Source organism: Amycolatopsis sp. NPDC051102, assembly GCF_040682815.1.
In the GTDB taxonomy this organism is placed as follows: domain Bacteria; phylum Actinomycetota; class Actinomycetes; order Mycobacteriales; family Pseudonocardiaceae; genus Amycolatopsis.
This window is the reverse complement of record NZ_JBFBBT010000010.1, coordinates 313,449-331,777: the sequence shown is the minus strand read 5'-3', so window position 1 is coordinate 331,777 and position 18,329 is coordinate 313,449. Positions and strand designations below refer to the sequence as shown.

General features: G+C 72.9%; 14 protein-coding genes. 7 read left to right on the top strand and 7 right to left on the bottom strand.

The genetic code is table 11. The annotated features are described in order from the left end of the window. Window positions 1-161: 161 nt before the first annotated feature. A complete protein-coding gene (locus AB0M93_RS27815; RefSeq protein ID WP_364278011.1) occupies window positions 162-1,667 on the bottom strand; it encodes a sialidase family protein in 1,506 nt (501 codons plus the stop codon). A 113-nt stretch (window positions 1,668-1,780) separates the two neighbouring features. Beyond that, window positions 1,781-2,749, bottom strand: a complete 969-nt coding sequence (locus tag AB0M93_RS27810; protein WP_364278008.1) for a putative sulfate exporter family transporter — start codon at window positions 2,747-2,749, stop codon at window positions 1,781-1,783. Between the two features lie 70 nt (window positions 2,750-2,819). On the opposite strand from AB0M93_RS27810, the gene AB0M93_RS27805 reads away from it, so the two are divergent. The 3 genes from AB0M93_RS27805 to AB0M93_RS27795 all read left to right on the top strand — a co-directional run bounded on the left by AB0M93_RS27805 (window position 2,820) and on the right by AB0M93_RS27795 (window position 5,627). Further along, complete coding sequence (locus AB0M93_RS27805; RefSeq protein WP_364278005.1) at window positions 2,820-3,722, top strand: LysR family transcriptional regulator; 903 nt, start codon at window positions 2,820-2,822, stop codon at window positions 3,720-3,722. Between the two features lie 65 nt (window positions 3,723-3,787). Further along, complete coding sequence (locus AB0M93_RS27800; RefSeq protein ID WP_364278002.1) at window positions 3,788-4,537, top strand: PadR family transcriptional regulator; 750 nt, start codon at window positions 3,788-3,790, stop codon at window positions 4,535-4,537. 58 nt (window positions 4,538-4,595) lie between these two features. Next, window positions 4,596-5,627, top strand: a complete 1,032-nt coding sequence (locus AB0M93_RS27795) for a methyltransferase domain-containing protein (protein ID WP_364277999.1) — start codon at window positions 4,596-4,598, stop codon at window positions 5,625-5,627. 1 nt (window position 5,628) lies between these two features. Here the strand turns inward: AB0M93_RS27795 and AB0M93_RS27790 are convergent, their stop codons facing one another. The 4 genes from AB0M93_RS27790 to AB0M93_RS27775 all read right to left on the bottom strand — a co-directional run bounded on the left by AB0M93_RS27790 (window position 5,629) and on the right by AB0M93_RS27775 (window position 13,650). Continuing rightward, the gene (locus AB0M93_RS27790; protein WP_364277996.1) at window positions 5,629-6,948 is read right to left on the bottom strand and encodes a M14 family zinc carboxypeptidase; all 1,320 of its coding nucleotides are present in this window, start codon (window positions 6,946-6,948) and stop codon (window positions 5,629-5,631) included. Window positions 6,949-7,125: 177 nt separating this feature from the next. Then, window positions 7,126-12,591 (bottom strand): biotin carboxylase N-terminal domain-containing protein, encoded by a 5,466-nt coding sequence (locus AB0M93_RS27785; RefSeq protein ID WP_364277993.1) that lies wholly within the window; start codon window positions 12,589-12,591, stop codon window positions 7,126-7,128. 246 nt (window positions 12,592-12,837) lie between these two features. Then, a complete protein-coding gene (locus tag AB0M93_RS27780; RefSeq protein ID WP_364277990.1) occupies window positions 12,838-13,077 on the bottom strand; it encodes a hypothetical protein in 240 nt (79 codons plus the stop codon). Between the two features lie 114 nt (window positions 13,078-13,191). Further along, window positions 13,192-13,650, bottom strand: a complete 459-nt coding sequence (locus tag AB0M93_RS27775; RefSeq protein WP_364277987.1) for a MarR family transcriptional regulator — start codon at window positions 13,648-13,650, stop codon at window positions 13,192-13,194. Between the two features lie 77 nt (window positions 13,651-13,727). Here AB0M93_RS27775 and AB0M93_RS27770 point away from each other — a divergent pair, with 77 nt between their 5' ends. From AB0M93_RS27770 to AB0M93_RS27755, 4 genes are all read left to right on the top strand, one after another. Further along, a complete protein-coding gene (locus AB0M93_RS27770; protein ID WP_364277984.1) occupies window positions 13,728-14,024 on the top strand; it encodes a DUF1330 domain-containing protein in 297 nt (98 codons plus the stop codon). Between the two features lie 308 nt (window positions 14,025-14,332). After that, complete coding sequence (locus tag AB0M93_RS27765; protein ID WP_364277981.1) at window positions 14,333-14,653, top strand: hypothetical protein; 321 nt, start codon at window positions 14,333-14,335, stop codon at window positions 14,651-14,653. Window positions 14,654-14,732: 79 nt separating this feature from the next. Then, window positions 14,733-16,235, top strand: coding sequence for a CehA/McbA family metallohydrolase (locus AB0M93_RS27760; RefSeq protein WP_364277978.1), 1,503 nt, complete (start codon window positions 14,733-14,735; stop codon window positions 16,233-16,235). A 93-nt stretch (window positions 16,236-16,328) separates the two neighbouring features. After that, window positions 16,329-17,117: a hypothetical protein gene (locus AB0M93_RS27755; RefSeq protein ID WP_364277975.1), complete on the top strand. Its 789-nt coding sequence runs from the start codon at window positions 16,329-16,331 to the stop codon at window positions 17,115-17,117. Here the strand turns inward: AB0M93_RS27755 and AB0M93_RS27750 are convergent. After that, window positions 17,107-18,327, bottom strand: a complete 1,221-nt coding sequence (locus AB0M93_RS27750) for an MFS transporter (protein ID WP_364277972.1) — start codon at window positions 18,325-18,327, stop codon at window positions 17,107-17,109. The two genes, AB0M93_RS27755 and AB0M93_RS27750, sit on opposite strands and share 11 nt — an antisense overlap. Between the last annotated feature and the right edge of the window lie 2 nt (window positions 18,328-18,329).

Below are 18,329 nucleotides of genomic sequence, written 5' to 3'. Positions count from 1 at the left end.
ACGGTGGCAATGGACGGCCCGCCCCGCCCGCGCCCGCCGGGGCGGGTGCGCGGCCCGCGTGCCCGGGTTGTTGACCCCCCCCCGGCCGCGGGGGGGGGGGGGGCGGCCCCCCCCGCGGGAGGGGTGGGACCCGGCCAGAGGGCGGGTCCCACCCTCGCGGTTCAGCCGCAGTGCTCGAACTCGCTGTCGTAGGCCTGGCCGCCGGCCGAGCCGCCCCACTTCACGCACTTGTCCGCCGCCGCGGCCTCGACCGGGCCGGCGAAGTAGGAGAACGCTCCCGAATCCGTCTGCCGCGCCGAACCCTTGACCTCCAGGTAGGCCGAGGTCGCGGTGGCCGACCCGGCGGCGGCGTTCTTCATGGTGCTGACGCAGTTCCGGCCGTTGGCCGCGTTGTACGACAGGTACACCGTGCCGGCCGCGCCGCCGGTGCCGAGCGGAGCCGAGTCGATGACGCCGTAGCCGCCACCGCAGGCCGGCGCGCCGAGCGCGGCGTCACCGACCGACGCGAACCGGATCGTGTCGTTCGCGTGGAACTCCGGGCCCGCCTCGAACAGCACGCCGACCGAAGCCTGCGACAGCTGGACCATGTCGGAGTACGCCGCGTCCTGGCCCCAGACGAGCAGGCTGCCCGCGGTGCCGGTCCAGTTGGCACCCTCGTCGAACGACGAGTGGATCCGCAGTTCCTTGCGCCGGTCGCAGACCGACGGCGCGGCGAACACGATGCGGTTGTACTTGCCGCCCGCGTCGGTGGCGCTCATCCGCGCCGTCGAGCCTTCGACGACCGGGGTGACCAGGTCGGTGGCGAAGGCGAACTTCGAGCTGAACGTCGCGCCGCCGTCGGAGCTGATCGCGAAGGCCCGGTTGTGGGTGCCGTCGGACAGGCACTTGTCGTCATCGTTGGCGTCGTTGCGCGCGGCGGCGTACACCCGGCCGTCCTGCAGCTCGGTGACGCTGATCTCCTGCGGGTTCATCAGGTCCGAAGTGGACGTGTCGGTCGCGCCGCGGTGCCAGGTGGTGCCCTTGTCGTCGCTGTAGACCAGCGCACCGGTGTTCTTGCCGCCGACGGTGTAGCTCACCCCGGCGACGAGCCGGCCGGCGTGCGCGCCGCGGCTCAGCACGATCCCGTGCGACGGGCCGGTCGCGAGCCAGCCGGGAGCGCTCGCGAAGCCGAGCTCCGTGGTCAGCACCTTCGGCGCCGCCCACGTCTTCCCGTTGTCCTCGCTGATGGACACGCGCGGGACCCGGCCGCACGACGGGTTCGTGAAGCACTGCATCGTCGACAGCAGCACGATCCGGTTGCTGCCCGGGACGACGATCGGCGCCGGGTTGCCCTTCACGTCGCCGAAGGCCTCGATGACGGTGTTCAGCGCACCCCACGTCTTGCCACCGTCGGTCGAACGCTTCATCACGAGGTCGATCTTGCCGAGGTCGTTGCAGAACGAGGCGCCGCCGTTGCGGCCTTCGGCGAAGGCGAGCAGGTCGCCGTTGTTCGCCTTGACGATGGTCGGGATGCGGTAGCAGTCGTGGCCCTCGGTGTTCTTGGTGAACACCAGTGTGCTGGCCACGTCGGCCTGGGCGGTCGCGGTGCCGATGGCGGCCGGGACGGCGACGGCGGCGCACCCCAGCAGCCCGGCGAGCAGGCCGCGGGCGAGTCGGGTGATCTTCACGGTACGGGCTCCCTACGGGTTTCTTCTACGTCTCGGCGACAGCGTCGACGCGGCCCGTACAAGAGGTGTACAACCTCGCGTATAACGAACTATACGTGTCCGGCAGGCGAATTTCAGGTGAACGCGGTCAGGGTGCCGAACCCGGTCGCCAGCACCAGCAGCGTGGAGAGGAACCCCAGGAGCAGTGCCCGCCCGCCGCCGCGCAGCAACGAGCCGAGCCGGACGGCGCAGCCGAGGCCGAACAGCGCCCCCGCGAGCAGGAGCGTCGACACGGTCTTCGCGCCGTCGAGCACGATCGCGGGGACGAGCCCGGTGCTGCGGACGGCGACCATCGCGAGGAAACCGAGGACGAACAGCGGCACGAGCGGCGCGTGTCCCTCGCGGCGGGTGCGTTCGGCGGCGCCGACGAGCGCGACCACCGGGGCGAGCAGGACGACCCGGCTGAGCTTCACCACGACGGCGATCCCGACCGCGGCGGCGCCCGCCGGCCCGGCCGCCGCGACGACCTGGGCGACCTCGTGCACCGAGATCCCCGCCCAGCTGCCGGTCCGGGTCGCGTCGAGGCCGAGGGCGCGGGCGAGGAGGGGGAGGACGGCCAAGGCGAAGCTGCCGTAGCAGGTGACGAGCGCGACGGCGGTCGCCACGTCCTCGTCGTCGCGGTCGACCACGCCCTCCACGGCGGCGATCGCGGACGCGCCGCAGATCGAGAACCCGGTGGCGACCAGCAGGGCGAGGCTGCGCGGCACCCGGACGAGCCGGGCGAGGCCGAGGGTGCCGAGGAAGGTGACCGCGACGGTCAGCACCACGGCGGCGAGCGTGCCGGGGCCGAGCGCGAGCACCGTGGGCACGGCGAGCTGCAGCCCGAGCAGGACGACGCCCGCGCGCAACAGACGTTTCGTGAGGCGGGCGACGGCCTGGCGGTGCTCGCCGGTCAGGACGGGCGTGCTGCCGAGGACGACGCCCAGCACGACCGCGACGGTGAGGGCGCCGACCACCGGCCAGGCCGAGCTGAGCGCGTACGCCGCGGCGACGCCGAGCCCGATGATCGCGAGGCCGGAGGTTTTCGCCGTCGTCAGTGCCATACCCGAAGCGTCGCCGCTCGCGGGCACGCGCGGTAGCCGTCAGTGCGAGGTGAGGTCATAGACTGAAGCTATGACCGGACCCGATCTGGATTCGCTGCGCCTGCTGGTGCTCGTCGACGACCTCGGCAGCATCGGCCAGGCCGCCGGGGCGCTCGGCATCGCCCAGCCGTCGGCGAGCAAACGTCTGTCTACTTTGGAACGCCAGCTGGGACTGTCCCTGGTGGACCGGACGCGCCGCGGCTCGGCCCTGACACCGGACGGCCGGGTGATCGCCGGCTGGGCCCACCGCGTGCTGGCCGAAGTGGACGGTCTGCGCACCGGTGCGGAGGCGCTGCGCACCCAGCGCGGTGCGCAGCTGCGGGTGGCCGCGAGCATGACGCTCGCCGAGCACTTCGTCCCTGCGTGGATCGGCGAGGTCAAGCGGACGGGGCCGGACACCTACGTCGGGCTCGAGGTGGTGAACTCCGAGCAGGTGGCCGAGCTGGTCGCGCGCGGCCGCGTGGACCTGGGCTTCGTCGAGTCGCCGGGGCCGTGGCCGGGCCTGTCGACGCGCCGGGTGGCGACGGACCGGCTCGTCGTCGTGGTCCCGGCCGGGCACCCCTGGGCCCGGCGCCGCCGCCCGCTGACCGCCGCCGAGCTGGCCGCGACGCCGCTGGTGGTGCGCGAGCCGGGGTCGGGCACCCGCGAGACGGTGGAGGCGGCCCTGCGCCGGGCCGGTGCGGGTCCGGTGCGGCCGTTGCTGGAGCTGGGCTCGGCGTCGGCGGTGCGCAACGCGGTGACGGCGGGTGCCGGGCCGGCGGTGATCAGCGACCTCGACGTCGTCCGCGAGGTCGCGGGGCGGCGGCTGGTCCCGGTGCCGGTGGACGGCGTGGAGCTGGGCCGGGTGCTGCGGGCGGTGTGGCCGGGGGGACGGCGCCTGACGGGGCCGGCGGCGGAGCTGCTGACCCTGGCGGTGAAGTCCGGCGCGGGCTGACACCTTGCCGCCGATCGAGCGGCGATATATCGTGTGAATGTCGCCGATACGACTGGGAGGTCGTCATGGACATGCAGACGGGAGCGGACCGGATCTTCGGCGGGTTCGGGCACCACCACCCTCACCACGGCCGGCCGGAGCACGCCGTGCCGGGGCACGAGGAGTGGCACGGCGGCCCCGAGCTGGCCCGCGGCGGGCCGCCCGGTGGGTTCCCGCCGCCACCACCGCACCCGCCGCAGCCACCGGGCTTCCCCGGGTTCCCGGGCGGCCCGGGCTCGTTCGGCGGCCCCGGCGGCTGGTTCGGCGGGCCGGGACCGTTCCAGCGGGTGCGCGAGTTCCGCGGCGGCCGGCCGCCGGCCCGCCCGGTGCGTCCGGCCGTGCTGGCGCTGCTGGCGGAGGAGCCCCGGCACGGCTACCAGCTGATGCAGGAGATCCGGCGCCGCACCCACGACCGGTGGCGCCCCAGTCCGGGCTCGGTGTACCCGATCCTGCAGCAGCTGGAGGACGAGGGCCTGGTCCACACGGTCGAGTCGGCGGGCCGCCGCGTCGCCGAGCTGACCGACGCGGGCCGCGCGCACGTCGCCGGCCGCGAGGAGGAGTTCGCGGCCCTGTGGGAGGAACCGGAGGAAGAGCCGGGCGCCGACCGGTTCGCGGCGCTGTGGCACGCACTGGGCGAGCTCTCGGGCGCGGCGGCCCAGGTGGGCCACAGCGGGACGGAAGCCCAGGTGGCGGAGGTGAAGAAGATCCTCGCCGACGCGCGCCGCCGGGTGTACGCGGTGCTCGCCGACGCGGGCCTGGAGGACGAGGACGCCTGAGGCCCGCCGGCCGGACCGTCCACATCGGACGGTCCGGCCGGCGGGTAAGCTCCACCCCATGGAGGCCGAGGACTTCGCCGCCCACCTGACCGCGACCATGACCGGCAGCGCGCTCACCATGCTGATCGGCGTGGGGCACCGCACCGGGCTGTTCGAGGCCGCCGCCCGCGGCCGGGCCACCAGCGCCGAACTCGCCGAGCGGGCCGGGCTCCAGGAGCGCTATGTCCGCGAGTGGCTCGGGGCCATGGTCACCGGCGGGATCTTCACCTACGCCGAGCCGCACTACACCTTCCCGCCGGAGCACGCGCGGTTCCTGCTCGGCGAGACGGCATCGAACATGATGTCGTCGCTGCTCACGCTGTCCGCCTTCACCGGCATCCTCCCCGACCTCGAACGCGCCTTCGCCGAAGGCGGCGGCGTGCCCAGGTCGGCCTACGGGCCCTACCTCGAAACCCTCGGCGCGAAACCCGGCGACAGCTGGAAGCACATCTACCGCGAGCACCTGGTGGACGGCTTCTTCGGCGCGGTCCCCGGCCTCACGGACCGGCTCACCGCCGGTGCCCGGGTGCTCGACCTCGGCTGCGGTACCGGGAACGCGATCGCCGTGGCCGCGCGGGCGTTTCCCGCCTCGCGGTTCACCGGGCTGGACATCAACCCGAACGTCGTCGAGCAGGCGCGGGGCATCGACCTGCCGAACGCCGGGTTCGCCGTCGGGGACGCCGCCGAGCTGAGCGCCGATCCGCCCTACGACGTCATCACCGCGTTCGACGCCGTCCACGACCAGGACCGGCCAGACGTCGTGCTGCGGCGGGTCCGGGGCGCCCTCGCGCCGGACGGCCTGTTCTTCATGGTGGACACCGACTTCTCCAGCGATGTCGCGGCGAACGTCGGCAACCCGCTGGCCGCCCTCACCTACTCGATCAGCCTGATGTACTGCACGACGACGTCGCTGGCCGAGGGCGGGGCCGCGCTCGGTGCGATGTGGGGCCGGGAAAAGGCGCGGCAAATGCTGGCGGACGCGGGGTTCCGGCACGTCGACGTGCTGGATTCCCCGCGTCCGCAGAACTGCATCTACGTCTGCCGGCCGTGACTCACTGCTGGTACGGCGCCGCCGCGGCCTTGGCGGCGGTCACCAGCGCGCCCTTGTTCTTCGGCCAGAACGTGCTGTCGACGCAGGTGTAGCGCGGCAGGAAGCCGCCGCACGTGCCGCTCGAACCGCCGACCTCGAACGTCACGCTGGCGACGCCGAGTTCGCCGTAGGTGAAGTCGTCGGTGGTGCCGGTCGTGTCGTAGCCGACGGTCTCCTCGTTCGTGCCGACGAGGTAGCCGTTGGACGCCGCGTACTTCGCGCCCAGCCGGCGGTACTGCGCGTCGTTCGGCGCGGTGGCCTGGGTGAAGCCCCACGGGATGATGATGTCGTTGCCGTAGCTGTGCAGCGTGATCATCGTGCCCTTGGCCGTCGCCGGCGCCGGGTCGTTGTCGCCGGTGCCGCGCTGGTCCGGGAAGATCGCGCGGGCCAGCTTCTCCAGCGCCTGCACCTCGGGCTCGGACCCGGCGCCCACGCCCTGGTAGGTCTCGGAGCACGCGGAGTTCGAGTCGCCGCCCCACTTGAACGTCGAGTTCCGGTTGAGGTCGACGCCGATGTTCGTGCCGGTGCAGCCGCCGCGGGAGTTGTTCGCGTTCTTGCGCTGCAGCTTCGGCGAGTTGCCGCCCGAGGCGACGATGTCGACGCCGTCCGGGTTGGCGATCGGCACCACCCACACCTCGGTGGTGTCCATGATGGACTTCGCGGTCGCGTCGGTGGCGTAGCCGTCGGCGAGGTAGTCGATGAAGCGCCACGCGAGCTCGCCGGTCGACAGCTCGCGCGCGTGGATCTGGGCCATCAGGAAGAACTTCGGCTTCGGCGACGTCGCCGACAGCGTGCAGTCGCCGGCCTGCTTCTTCGTCAGGCAGATGGCCTGGATGTCGTGGCCGCCTTGGCCCTTGGCCTTCTTCCAGGACTGCCCGATCGTGTACTTCGTGGCCAGATCGGGGTGCGCGGCGGCGACCTGCGTCAGGTGGTTCTCGTGCGCGGTGACGGTCCGGTACCCGCCGTAGAAGGTGTCCGCCGCCAGCCTGTTCGTCTCGGCGGGCAGGTCCTTGTAGACGGTGTCGAAGAACGACGGCCGGAAGCCGAGCGCCCGCAGCTTCCCGGCGACGGCCTGGCCACCGACGACGTTGACGGTGCCGGCGTCCCCCTCTTCGACGTCGAAGCCGGCCGCGGCCAGCGCCTGCGCTTGGGCGGCGGTGGCCGGGACGCGCCAGAACACCGGCGTGTCGGCGGCCTGCGCGCCGGCGGTGCCGCCGAGCAGGGAGCTGAGCAGGACCCCGCTCGCCACGAGGGCGAGCCGGGACAGGGACCTTGACGCCATCGGGGGATCTCCTCACGCCGCACGGATGGAGGTCCGGTCGGAACCCGTGGTCACCGTACCGGCACGCACAGTGTGTCGGTACGGCACAAAGGGGTCATACCCCCGAAAGTCGCGAGTCGCCGGAAGGCCGAAGGGCGGCACTTTCACGTGAAAGTGCCGCCCTTCTCGTGCGGCTCGCTACTTCTTCAGGCCGTGTTCGATGGCCTCGATGATCCGCGGCCGCAGCTCGGCCGCCGAGATGATCGCGTCCACCGAGCCGACCTCGACCGCGCGCTGGATGCTGTGCACGCGGTCGAACTCCGCCGCCACTTCGCTGACCTTCTCCGCGCGGACCGCCGACTGGACCTCCGCCAGCTGGGCGCTCAGCGAGGCGCGTGCCGCGCCGCTCGCCGCCGCCACCTGGGCCTGCAGCTCCGTCACGCGCGGGTCGTTCGCCGTGCGGTTGTTGACCTCGCCCGCGAACACCACCGCCGCCGCCGGGGCGCCGCCCAGCACCGAGGCGAACGAACCCTCCAGCGCCAGCACCGTCATGTTCGGGTTCAGCGCCTTGGAGAACACCACGAACGCGCCGCCGTGGTACCGCGAAATCACGCAGAACACGATGGGGCCCTCGAAGTTGACGATCGCCCGGCCGATCTCCGCGCCGTACTCCAGCTGCAGCTTGCGCAGCGACTCCGGCGAGCCGTCGAAGCCGGACAGGTTCGCCAGCACCACCAGCGGCCGGTTGCCCGACGCCGCGTTGATCGCCCGCGCCGTCTTCTTCGACGACCGCGGGAACAGCGTGCCCGCGGTGTAGGTGTCCGGGCCGTCGGTGGGCGGGAAGCCGCGGCGGGGGACCGACCGCGACTCGATGCCGATCAGGCAGACCGGGCGGCCGCCGATGTGCACGTCCTGCACCGCGGACGTCTCCGCGTCGGCCATGCCCGCCCAGCGCTCCAGCACCGGGTGGTCCTGGTCGGACAGCGCGCGCATCACCGTGCGGATGTCGAACGGCTTCTTGCGGTCCGGGTTGTGCTCGGCCGAGAAGATCTGGCCGACCGTCGTGAAGTCGCTGCCGACGATCGCGTGCGGGAACGGCGAGACGTCCCGGTCGACCGGGTCGCTCGTGCCCACCTTCCGCGGCCCGGCCTCACCCGGCACCACGTACGTGTGGTCGTAGTGCGCCATCAGCACTTCCCGCGCGGCCGGCAGGTTCGGCGCCCAGTACTGCGCCTGGCCGTTCGGGCCCATCACGCGGTCGTAGCCGCCGATGCCGAAGTTGTCCTCGGCCGACACGCCACCGGAGAAGTCGAGCGCCTGCTTGCCGGTGAGCACCATCGCCGAGTCCGGCGTCATGATCAGGACGCCCTTGGTGCGCATGAGCATCGTGGCTTCGGCGTTCCAGTACGGCTGGGCGCCGACGTTGATGCCGTTGACCACGATGTTGATCTCGCCGCCGTCCTGGGTGAACGTGACGATCCGCTTCAGCGCCGCGGCGACCCAGTCCATGTTCTCGGTGCCCGAGGACATCGAGATCCGCGCGCCCGAGGACAGCGCGAACCACTCCAGCGGCACCTGCATCCGCTCGGCCAGGTCGAGCGCCGCGATCACGCGCGAGCACTCCGGCTCCGACAGCGCACCGAGCGACTTCGTCGGGTCGCCGAGCAGCACGACACGGGTGACGCCCTCGGGGTGCCGCTCGGTCGGGGTCGTGACGACGCCGGCGATGATCGCCGCGGTGTTCTTGCCCTTCGGCCGATCCACCGGAACCAGGGCACCCGACCCATCCAGGTCGTGCTCGGTGAAGGTGCCCTCCGGGCCGGAGAGCAGGCCGGTGATCTCGTACGGGTAGACGGTCCCGCGCCGCGCCGCGCGCAGCACCTTCAGGCGGTAGTCGTCGAGAGGCTTCACCGGCTCGTCCGACGGCGCCTCGACGTGCAGCCGCGCGCCGTGCCCGGCGTCGAGGGCGATCCGGACGGCCAGTTCGGTCAGCTTGCCCGAGTCCGTCCGGCGCCGCGCCAGGAACTGGACCTCCTCCAGCCCGGCGCCCACCGACGTCGGCAGGATGCGCTGGACGAGCTGGTTGAGCTCCTCGGTGGTCAGGTCGGTCGGCGGCCAGACGTACATCATGATCCGGTTCGTGTCGAACCGCTTGTTCGGCGGCCGCTGCGCCTGGATGTTGCGGATCGCGTCGAGGCAGGCGGTGACCGCGTCCTCGAGCGCGGGCAGGGCGACCAGCCGCCCGTCGGCCTCGCGCAGCGGCGTCAGGTCGCGGACCTGGCCCATCGCGATCAGCCGCTCGTCGGCCGGGTTGGTCTTCGCCGCGGCCTTGAACAGGTAGATCTCCTCGTCCGCCGACGGCAGCCGGGTGAGGTCGAACTCGCGCAGCCGCTGCAGCTGCAGGCGCTGCGCGATCTGCGGGTGCAGGCCGCGGATCAGCCTGTCCTCGGTGAAGCCGTCACCTTCGCGCTCGAAGGTGAAGTGGTGGTGCATCACCGCGCCGCCGGTGCCGGCCACGGTGACCACGACCCGGCGGACGCCGGAGGGGAGCGGGTGCTCGGTCAGCAGCGCGCCGAGCCGCTCCGCGGCCGCGTCGACGTCCGGCTGGTCCTCCCAGCGCAGGTACAGGTCGGCGACCACGCCTTCGGTGGCCACCTCGCCGAGCGCGCGCAGGGCGCCGGGCAGCTCGGCGATGTCGACGGCGGTGGTGACCAGCGGCAGCACCCCGTCGGGGGCGTTCAGCTCGGCGGTCAGCCACCGGTGGCCGCCGGTGTCGCGCACGGCGACTCCGGACAGCCGGCGGTTGCCGTAGTACCGGCGGGTCAGGACCTCCAGCAGCGGCGCGTGATCGCGGCCCGGGCGGCCGATCCGCTGCCCGATCAGCCGCACCAGGGGCTGCGAGCCGGTGATCATGGCCTGGATCCGCTCCGCGCGGTCCGGTGCGTCCGGGTGCTGGTCGAGGTAGGTCAGCTCGGTGCGGACGGCGGCGTAGACGCGGGCACGGCTGCGGCGCAGCAGCGGCTGGGCGAACCAGCGGAAGACCACACCGCGGGCCAGGTCGGACACCACCGGGAACCGCACCTGCGTGGCCTCGACCAGGTGCTCCAGCGCGAGCCCGGCGCGTTCGCCCAGCGGCTCGGCCGGCGGCGCCCCGGCCAGCCACTGCCGCAGCAGCTCGGAGACGACGGCGACGTCGGCCGTCATCCGCTGCTGGGCCAGGAAGATCCGGAAGACCGCGGCCTCCAGCTCCGGCGTGCGCTCGAGGTCGGCGACGCCGTAGTGCGCGAGGACGCGCTTCAGCTTCGCCTGGAACCCTTCGGAGACGCCGGCGCGTTCGACGTCGAGGCTCTGCAGGTAGCTGTGGAAGAACTCGCGCGGGCTGTGCACCGCGCCGTTCGGCACGGTGTCCTCGCCGCCCGGGGTGTTGCGGCTCAGCTCGGACAGGTCGGCGAAGACGGTGAGCAGCTCCAGCTCGCCCTCGACCGGCCGGCCGCCGAGCTCGGCGCGGGCTTCCAGGTACGCGGCCAGGACGCGCTTGCGCTCGGCCGGGTCGACGTCGAAGCCGAGCAGCAGGCTGCGCAGGTCCTGGCGGCCGCGTTCGACGCGGTCGGCCGCGGACACGCCGTCCGGGACCGACGGCAGCTCGATCTCGACGGTTTCGCCGGTGTCGGCGGCTTCCTCGGCGTCGTCGTCGGCGAGGGGCTCCAGGCGCATCAGCGGCGCGCCCGTCTCGACCTGGCTGCCGACCGACACCGGGCACTCGCGGACGCGGGCGCGGAACGGCGCGCGCAGCACCGTCTCCATCTTCATGCTTTCCAGCACGAGGATCGGCGCGTTCGCCTCGACCTCGTCGCCGACGGCCAGCGGCGTCGCGACGACCAGGGCGGGCGCGGGGGAGCGGACGACGCCGCCCTCGTCGCGGCTGATGCGGTGGGTGACGCCGTCGACCTCGACCAGGTGGATCGGGCCGTGGGTGGCCGAGATGAGCCGGAAACCCCGCCCGTTGACGACGATCCGGCCGCTGTGGGCGTCGAAGCGGTCGATCTCGATGTCGGCGTGGTGGACGTCGGACGCGCCGGCCGAGATCCCGACGCGGAAGCGGGTGCGGCCGGCCCGGGCCACGGAGACGCGGTAGCCGATGCCCCGGAGCTTGAGGTCGAGCGGGCGGCTCTCGTGCTGCACCTGCGGGCGCCCGCCGTGCGCGGTGGACAGCAGCCGCTGGACGGAAACCTCTTCTTCGTCCTGGTAGGCCTCGATGGCGGCCGCGGCGAGCGCGATCGCGGAGTGCCGGTGGGTGACCAGGCGGCCTTCGGCGCGGACGCGGTCGATCCAGCCGGTGTCGGCGCTGGCGTCGATCACCTCGGGCTGGTCGAGCAGGTCGAGCACGAAGCTCTTGTTGGTCGCGCCGCCCTCGATGATCACCGTGGTCTCGGCCATCGCGCGGCGCAGGCGGCCGAGGGCCTCGTCGCGGTCGCGGCCGTAGGCGATGATCTTGGCGATCATCGAGTCGAAGTCGGCCGGGATGGTGTCGCCCTCGCTGACGCCGGTGTCGACGCGGATGCCGGGGCCGGCGGGCAGGGCGAGCCGCGCGATGCGGCCGGGGGAGGGGGCGAAGTCGCGGTCGGGGTCCTCGGCGTTCAGGCGCGCCTCGACGGCGTGACCGCTCTCGGCGGGCTGGTCGCCTTCCAGCTTGCCGCCGTCCGCCACGTGCAGCTGCAGCTTGACCAGGTCGGTGCCGGTGGTGATCTCGGTGATCGGGTGCTCGACCTGCAGCCGCGTGTTGACCTCGAGGAAGGCGAACAGCTTTTCGCCCGGGTGGTACAGGAACTCGACGGTGCACGCGCCGCGGTAGCCGACGGCGACGGCGAGCCGCTCCGCCGACGCCTTCAGCTCGGCCGTCTGCGGGGGCGAGAGGACCGGCGACGCCGACTCTTCGATGATCTTCTGGTTGCGCCGCTGCACCGAGCAGTCGCGGACGCCGAGCGCCCACGCCGTCGCGCCGTCGGAGATGACCTGGACCTCGACGTGCCGGGCGCCGGTGACCAGGCGCTCCAGGAACACGACGCCGGAACCGAAGGCCCGCAGCGCTTCCTGGCTGGTGCGCTCGTAGGCGTCGGCCAGCTCGTCGGCCGAGGACACCTTGCGGATGCCGCGCCCGCCGCCGCCCGCGGTCGCCTTCAGCATCAGCGGGTAGCCGATCTGCTCACCGGCCTTCAGCGCGTCCTCGAGGGTGGCGACCTCGCCGCGGCTCCACGGCGCGACCGGCACGCCGACCTCTTCGGCGATCAGCTTCGCGCCGATCTTGTCGCCGAGCTTGCGCATCGCGTCGGCGCTGGGCCCGACGAAGGTGATGCCGATCTTCTCGCACAGCTCGGCGAAGGCCGGGTCCTCGGCGACGAAGCCCCAGCCGACCCAGGCGGCGTCGGCCTTCGTCTCGACCAGCGCCTTCTCGAGCTTGGCCAGGTCGAGGTACGGGCGGGCCGCGGCCGGGCCCAGGTCGTAGGCCAGGTCGGCCTCGCGGACGAACGTGGCGGTGCGATCGGCGTCGGTGTAGAGGGCGACCGTCTCGATCCGCGTCCCGGTTTCCGCCGACAGATCCCGGACGGCGTGGATGAGCCGCATCGCGGCCTCTCCGCGGTTGACGATGGCGACACGACTGAACACCGGCTGAGCCTCCCAAGTACGCACGCGCAGAAGGCGACGTACCTGTCCTGGAACGTCGCCCGCACCTGTCTACACCCTGGTGGATGACCGCGGGGGAGACCAATGTCCGCCATGGCGCATGCCGGGGCGGCTGAGTTGTGGAGACCCGACAAAAAGCGACCGGCACCACACGTCCCGGACCGGCTTTCACGCGAGGTCTGCCACAAAACCCCTACACCAGGCGAACAGGGGGTGACGGGCGGGCGATCAGGAGGCGAGCAGGACGTCGGACTCCAGCACCTGCCCGAGCTCGCGGCGTTCGGCATCGGACAACGGGACGGCGGCGACCTCGCACCGGCCGTCGGGCCCGGGCGCGGTGGTGACGGCCAGCACGGGCCGTCCGTCGATCTCGCGCAGCGTCACGCGGCCCCCGCAGGACAGGTCGACGGTGACGCCGGGGCGGTCGCGATGCCTGCCCAGCCAGCGGCTGACGAAGTCGAAGGTCATCGCGGTCTCCCCTCGGTACAGCGTGCTCCCCTCGGAACACAGGTGGTCCTGACAGATGCCCCGGATACGGCGGGTTTACACCCGATCGGGCAAACCGGCGCCACGATCAGGGCGTCACCGCTTCGGCCCTTCCCGGTCCTGGCTTTCGAGCTCTGCCAGGTGCGCCAGCGCCGGAAGCGCCGCCACCAGGGCCTCGACCTCGTCGTCGGCGAGTTCGCCGATCAGCCGGGCGAACCCGTCGACGCCGGCCTGGTGCCGCGTCCGGACGTACGACGCGCCGGCCTCGGTCAGGCACACCAGCGTGACCCGCCTGTCGGACGCGTCGCCTTTCCGTTCGACCAGCCCGGCCTCCTCCAACGCCCGGACCAGAGTGGTCATCGCGGGCTGGGTGACGCCCTCGATCGCGGCCAGGTCGGTGATGCGGCGCGGGCCGGACCTGTGCAGGGTGGCCAGGGTGGTGGCGGACGTGATGCTCATGTCGCGCGGAAGGCGTCTCACCGCCCTGGTGGCCAGCCCGTAGAGGGCCGACCCGATCGCGGTGGAAGCGTCACGAGGGGCGCCTGGCCGGGTCATGACCGAAGCATAGAGTATCTATATTAAAGTCTTATGCATCTCGTCGCGAACGTCGCGGGTGATTCGAGGAGGTCTCCATGGCCAAGGGCTACTGGGTCAGTGTCTACCCCGCCATCTCCGACCCGGAGACGCTGACTGCCTACAACCAGCTGGCCGGCCCGGCCGTCCGGGCCGGGGGCGGGCGGGTCCTGGCCCGTGGCGGCGGCCGGGTCGTCGCCCACGAAGCCGGAATCACCGAACGCGTCGTGCTGATCGAGTTCGACAGCTTCGAACAGGCGGTCGCGGCCTACGAGAGCGAGGCCTACAAGAAGGCGCTGGCGGCCCTCCCCGACGGCTTCCGGCGCGACTTCCGCATCGTCGAAGGCATCGACTGACCGACGCGGCGCGGGCCGGAACCGGGTGCGCGAACCAGACGGCACGACGTGCGGTTTCAGCAAGGGGCCGGCTTGTCGTGGAGTCCCGCCGATCGTCCACAGTGGATGGTTCGGCTCGCCGGATCCGGTGGCATCGGGCTTGTTGCCGCGGCGGTCGTGCCCGCAGACTTCGCCCGCTCGCGTGCACGGGCCCCGGGGGCGCCCCCCGTTTTCCACTTTACCGGACACCACCGACAAAACCGGGCCGCGCGGGGTTGTCCGCCACCCATGAGGCGCGCCCGGCGCCGGTGCGCCGCCATGCTGGCCGGATGAAGCTCGGGCAGTTGGCATCGGCCGTGCGGGAGGTCTTCTCCGCCAGGCTGGTCTACGGCGAACCGGTGGACCGCGACGGGGTCGTCGTCATCCCCGCCGCGACCGTTTTCGGGGGCGGTGGTGGCGGTGCGGGTGACTCCGGGGCGCTGCCCGTGCGGGAGGGCGCCGGGTTCGGGGTGCTCGCCCGGCCCGCCGGGGCGTTCGTCGTGCGGGACGGCTCCGTGACCTGGGTGCCCGCCGCCGATGTCGCGCGGCTGGGGCTGGTCGCCGCCGTCACCGTGGTGGCGCTCGCGAAAATCCTCGCCAAGCGGTCCTGACCGGGTTCCGCCGAAAGTTCACCGCCGGTTCTTGTCCGCGTTCGCGTGGGCCGCCTAGCGTCGGGAGCCGGAGGTAGGCATGAACTCTGGGGACTTCAGCCGGCGGACGCTGCTGCGTGCCGGTGGGGTGGCCGCGGCCGCGGGGATGCTGCCCGGTGTCGCGTTCGCCGCTCAGCCGGACGGCAGCCAGACCCGGACCGTGACCGGCACCCTGAAACCGGACGTGCCCGACTGGTACTACCTGCCCGTCGACGTCCCGCGGGGCGTCCGGCAGATCGACGTCGTGTACTCCTACGACCGGCCGGCCGTGCCCGCCGGTACCCGCGGGAACGCCTGCGACATCGGCATCTTCGGGCCCGAAGGGCACGAGCTGGGCAACGCGCGCGGCTTCCGCGGCTGGTCGGGCGGCTTCCGCGACCGGTTCTCGATCAGCGCGTCCGAGGCGACGCCCGGCTACCTCGCCGGCCCGATCAGGCCCGGCCGGTGGCACGTCATCCTCGGCCCGTACACCGTGGCGCCGCAGGGCTTGAACTACCGCGTGGACATCACCCTCACCTTCGGCCCGGACGGCCCGCCCTTCAAGCCGGACCCCGCGCCGGAAACCGCTCCGGCGCGGGACAAGGGCCGCGCCTGGTACCGCGGTGACAGCCACCTGCACACCGTCCACTCCGACGGCCGCCGGACGCCGGAGCAGCTGGTCGCCGACGCCCGCGCCGCCGGGCTCGACTTCATCGTCTCCACCGACCACAACACCTCCAGCTCGCAGCTGCAGTGGGGGGCGCACGCCACCGACGACCTGCTCATCCTCAACGGCGAAGAGGTGACGACCCGCTCCGGCCACTGGCCGGCGATCGGCCTGCCCGCCGGCACCTGGATCGACTGGCGCTACCGCGCGGCCGACCCGCGCGACTTCCGGCGGTTCGCCGACCAGGTGCACCGCGCCGGCGGCCTGGTCACCGCGGCGCACCCGTTCGCCAACTGCTTCGGCTGCACCTACGAATTCGCCTACGAGCTCGCCGACCTGGTCGAGGTGTGGAACGGCCCGTGGACCCAGGACGACGAGGCGAGCGTCATCCACTGGGACGGCCTGCTGCGCGGCGGCCGGTTCATTCCGGCGATCGGCGACTCCGACGCGCACAACCCGGACCAGCGCGTCGCCCTGCCGCACACCGTCGTGCTCGCCGACCGCCTGCGCCGCCGGGAACTGCTGGCCGGCCTGAAGGCGGGACGCTCGTGGCTGGCCGAATCGGCGTCGGTCCGGCTGGACTTCACGGTGGCCGGTGGCGGCGCGGTCGCGGGCATCGGCGAGCGGCTCGCCGCGGGCACCGGGACGCCGGTGACCGTCAAGGCCGCCGTCGCCGGGGTGCCGGGCACCACGGTCACGTTCCTCGACCAGCTCGGCCCCGAGCACACCGAGACCATCGGCGACTCGGGGGCGGCCACCGTCACGTGGACGACCTACCCGCGGTACAGCCGGTGGGTGCGCGTCGAGGTCCGCCGCCCGTCCGGCGGTCCGAACACGACGGTGCCGAACGCGATGGTGGCGATGTCCAACCCGATCTTCCTCGGTCCCGATCACTGAACCCCGCCGGGCGCGCCGCGTCCTCCCATTGGGCAGACTGGTGCGAACGGGTGACGGGGAGGCAGTGTGCGTGGATGTGGCCTGAAGGTGGCCATGGTCCTGGGGGCGGTCGTCGTGCTGACCGCGGGGATCATCGTGGTGGTGGTGCTGACGCGCAGCCAGGTCCGGACGCCGGGGTGCACGGTGGCGCTGCCGGGTGAGAACGCCTCCGCGTACACGTTCACCCCGGAGCAGATGAACAACGCGGCGACGATCTCGGCCGTGGGGACCAAACTGGGCCTGCCCGCGCACGCGGCCACGGTGGCGCTCGCCACCGCGTTGCAGGAGTCGAAGCTGCGCAACCTCGAAGGCGGTGACCGCGACTCGGTCGGGCTGTTCCAGCAGCGGCCGAGCCAGGGCTGGGGCACGGTGGCGCAGCTGCGCGACCCGGTCTATGCGGCGACAGAGTTCTACCAAAAGCTCGAGAAGCTGGCGAACTGGGACACCCTGCCGATCACCGAGGCGGCCCAGGCGGTCCAGCGATCGGGCGTCCCGGACGCCTACGCCCAGTGGGAGCCGCAGTCCCGGGCGCTGGCGGCGGCGTTCAACGGCCAGTTCCCGGCCGCCCTGACCTGCCGCAACCTGACCTTGGCCGCACCCGGCGACCTGGCCGGAGCGGCCACGGAGGAGCTGGGCACCGCGAGCTTGAGCGGAGCACACCCGGCGGCCCAGGGCTGGACGTACGCGACCTGGCTGGTGGCTCGCGCGGAAGCACTGGGCGTGGACAAGGTGAGCTTCGCGGGCCAGACCTGGACGGCCGAGTCGGGCGCCTGGACCGCCGACTCGGCGGCCGGCCAGGACCTCTCGGTGCACCAAGCCCCGGCGGCCAAGGTCAGCGAGTAGCCGGGCGGGTGGCGGCCGCCCAGCGGACCGCCGGGCCCATCGCCCAGCCCGCCGCCAGGAACACCGCGCCCAGCAGCAGCCAGCCCGGCAGACCCCAGCCGACGACCACCGTGCTCAGCAGCAGCGGACCCACCGCGCGGGCCACCGAAATCCCGCTGCCGAAGAAGCCCTGGTACTCGCCCTGCTTGTCCGCCGGCGCCAGGGCGAAGCCGATCTCCCAGCTGCCCGCCGACTGCAGCATCTCGCCCACCACCTGCACCAGCGCCCCCACCACCAGCACCCCGAACGCCACCGAGGGCGACGTCCCCAGCGCCGACGACGCGAAAGCCACGCACGAGGCCAGCAGCAGGACCCCCGACCGGCGCACCATCCGCGCCGCCGAGCCGAGGGTCGTCAGCCGGCCCGCGACGCGGACCTGCAGCAGCACCACCACCAGCGTGTTGAGCACGAACAGCGCCGACACCGTCCAGCCCGGCGCCGCCGTGCGCTCGACGATCCACAATGGAATCGCGACGCTCAGCAACGGCATGCGCAGCAACAGGATCGCGTTGAGCAACGTCACCAGCGCGTACGGCCGGTCGCGCAGCACTGCCGGCTTCGGTGGCCCGGTGCGCGGTGAGGACGTCCGGGGCAGTGCCGGCAGCGCGCGCAGCAGGGCCGCCGTCGCCACGAACATCGCCGCGTCGAGCACGAAGACCGTCAGGTACGCCGAAGCCGTGTCGGCCGACAACGCGAGGCCGCCCAAGCCGGCGCCGATCGCCAGCCCGGCGTTGCCCGCCGACTGCAGGTGGGCCCGGATGCGCGTCCGCCGTTCCGGGTCGGCGAGGTCGGCCAGCAACGCCTGGCGGACGGCGGCCAGCCCGGTCTGGCAGCTGCCGTAGAGGGACGCGGCGAGGACGAACAGCAACGGGGACCGCACGAACAGGAACGCGAGGATCGACGCGCCCGTCGCCAGGGCCAGCAGCACCGCCGAGCCGCGGGTGCCGTGACGGTCGGCGAGCCTGCCGAGCGGCACGCCCGCGACCGAGCCGGCCGCCCAGCCGAGCGTGAGCCCGAACCCGACCTGGGCCGGGGTCAGCCCGGCGATCCGCGTGAAGAACAGCACCGAGCAGGTCAGGAACGCGCCGTCGCCGAGCGAGCCGGCCAGCTGGGCGGCCGCGAGGAGCCGACCGGCCCGCCGGGTTTCCGGACGGTCGTGAAGCACTGTCATGG

Excerpts from the sequence above, each read along its gene's own strand:
- AB0M93_RS27780 (WP_364277990.1), bottom strand. The coding sequence starts at position 13,077 with ATGACCTTCGACTTCGTCAGCCGCTGGCTGGGCAGGCATCGCGACCGC.
- AB0M93_RS27790 (WP_364277996.1), bottom strand. The coding sequence starts at position 6,948 with ATGGCGTCAAGGTCCCTGTCCCGGCTCGCCCTCGTGGCGAGCGGGGTC.
- AB0M93_RS27805 (WP_364278005.1), top strand. The coding sequence starts at position 2,820 with ATGACCGGACCCGATCTGGATTCGCTGCGCCTGCTGGTGCTCGTCGAC.
- AB0M93_RS27750 (WP_364277972.1), bottom strand. The coding sequence starts at position 18,327 with ATGACAGTGCTTCACGACCGTCCGGAAACCCGGCGGGCCGGTCGGCTC.
- AB0M93_RS27800 (WP_364278002.1), top strand. The coding sequence starts at position 3,788 with ATGGACATGCAGACGGGAGCGGACCGGATCTTCGGCGGGTTCGGGCAC.
- AB0M93_RS27775 (WP_364277987.1), bottom strand. The coding sequence starts at position 13,650 with ATGACCCGGCCAGGCGCCCCTCGTGACGCTTCCACCGCGATCGGGTCG.
- AB0M93_RS27755 (WP_364277975.1), top strand. The coding sequence starts at position 16,329 with ATGGTCCTGGGGGCGGTCGTCGTGCTGACCGCGGGGATCATCGTGGTG.
- AB0M93_RS27765 (WP_364277981.1), top strand. The coding sequence starts at position 14,333 with ATGAAGCTCGGGCAGTTGGCATCGGCCGTGCGGGAGGTCTTCTCCGCC.
- AB0M93_RS27770 (WP_364277984.1), top strand. The coding sequence starts at position 13,728 with ATGGCCAAGGGCTACTGGGTCAGTGTCTACCCCGCCATCTCCGACCCG.
- AB0M93_RS27760 (WP_364277978.1), top strand. The coding sequence starts at position 14,733 with ATGAACTCTGGGGACTTCAGCCGGCGGACGCTGCTGCGTGCCGGTGGG.
- AB0M93_RS27795 (WP_364277999.1), top strand. The coding sequence starts at position 4,596 with ATGGAGGCCGAGGACTTCGCCGCCCACCTGACCGCGACCATGACCGGC.
- AB0M93_RS27810 (WP_364278008.1), bottom strand. The coding sequence starts at position 2,749 with ATGGCACTGACGACGGCGAAAACCTCCGGCCTCGCGATCATCGGGCTC.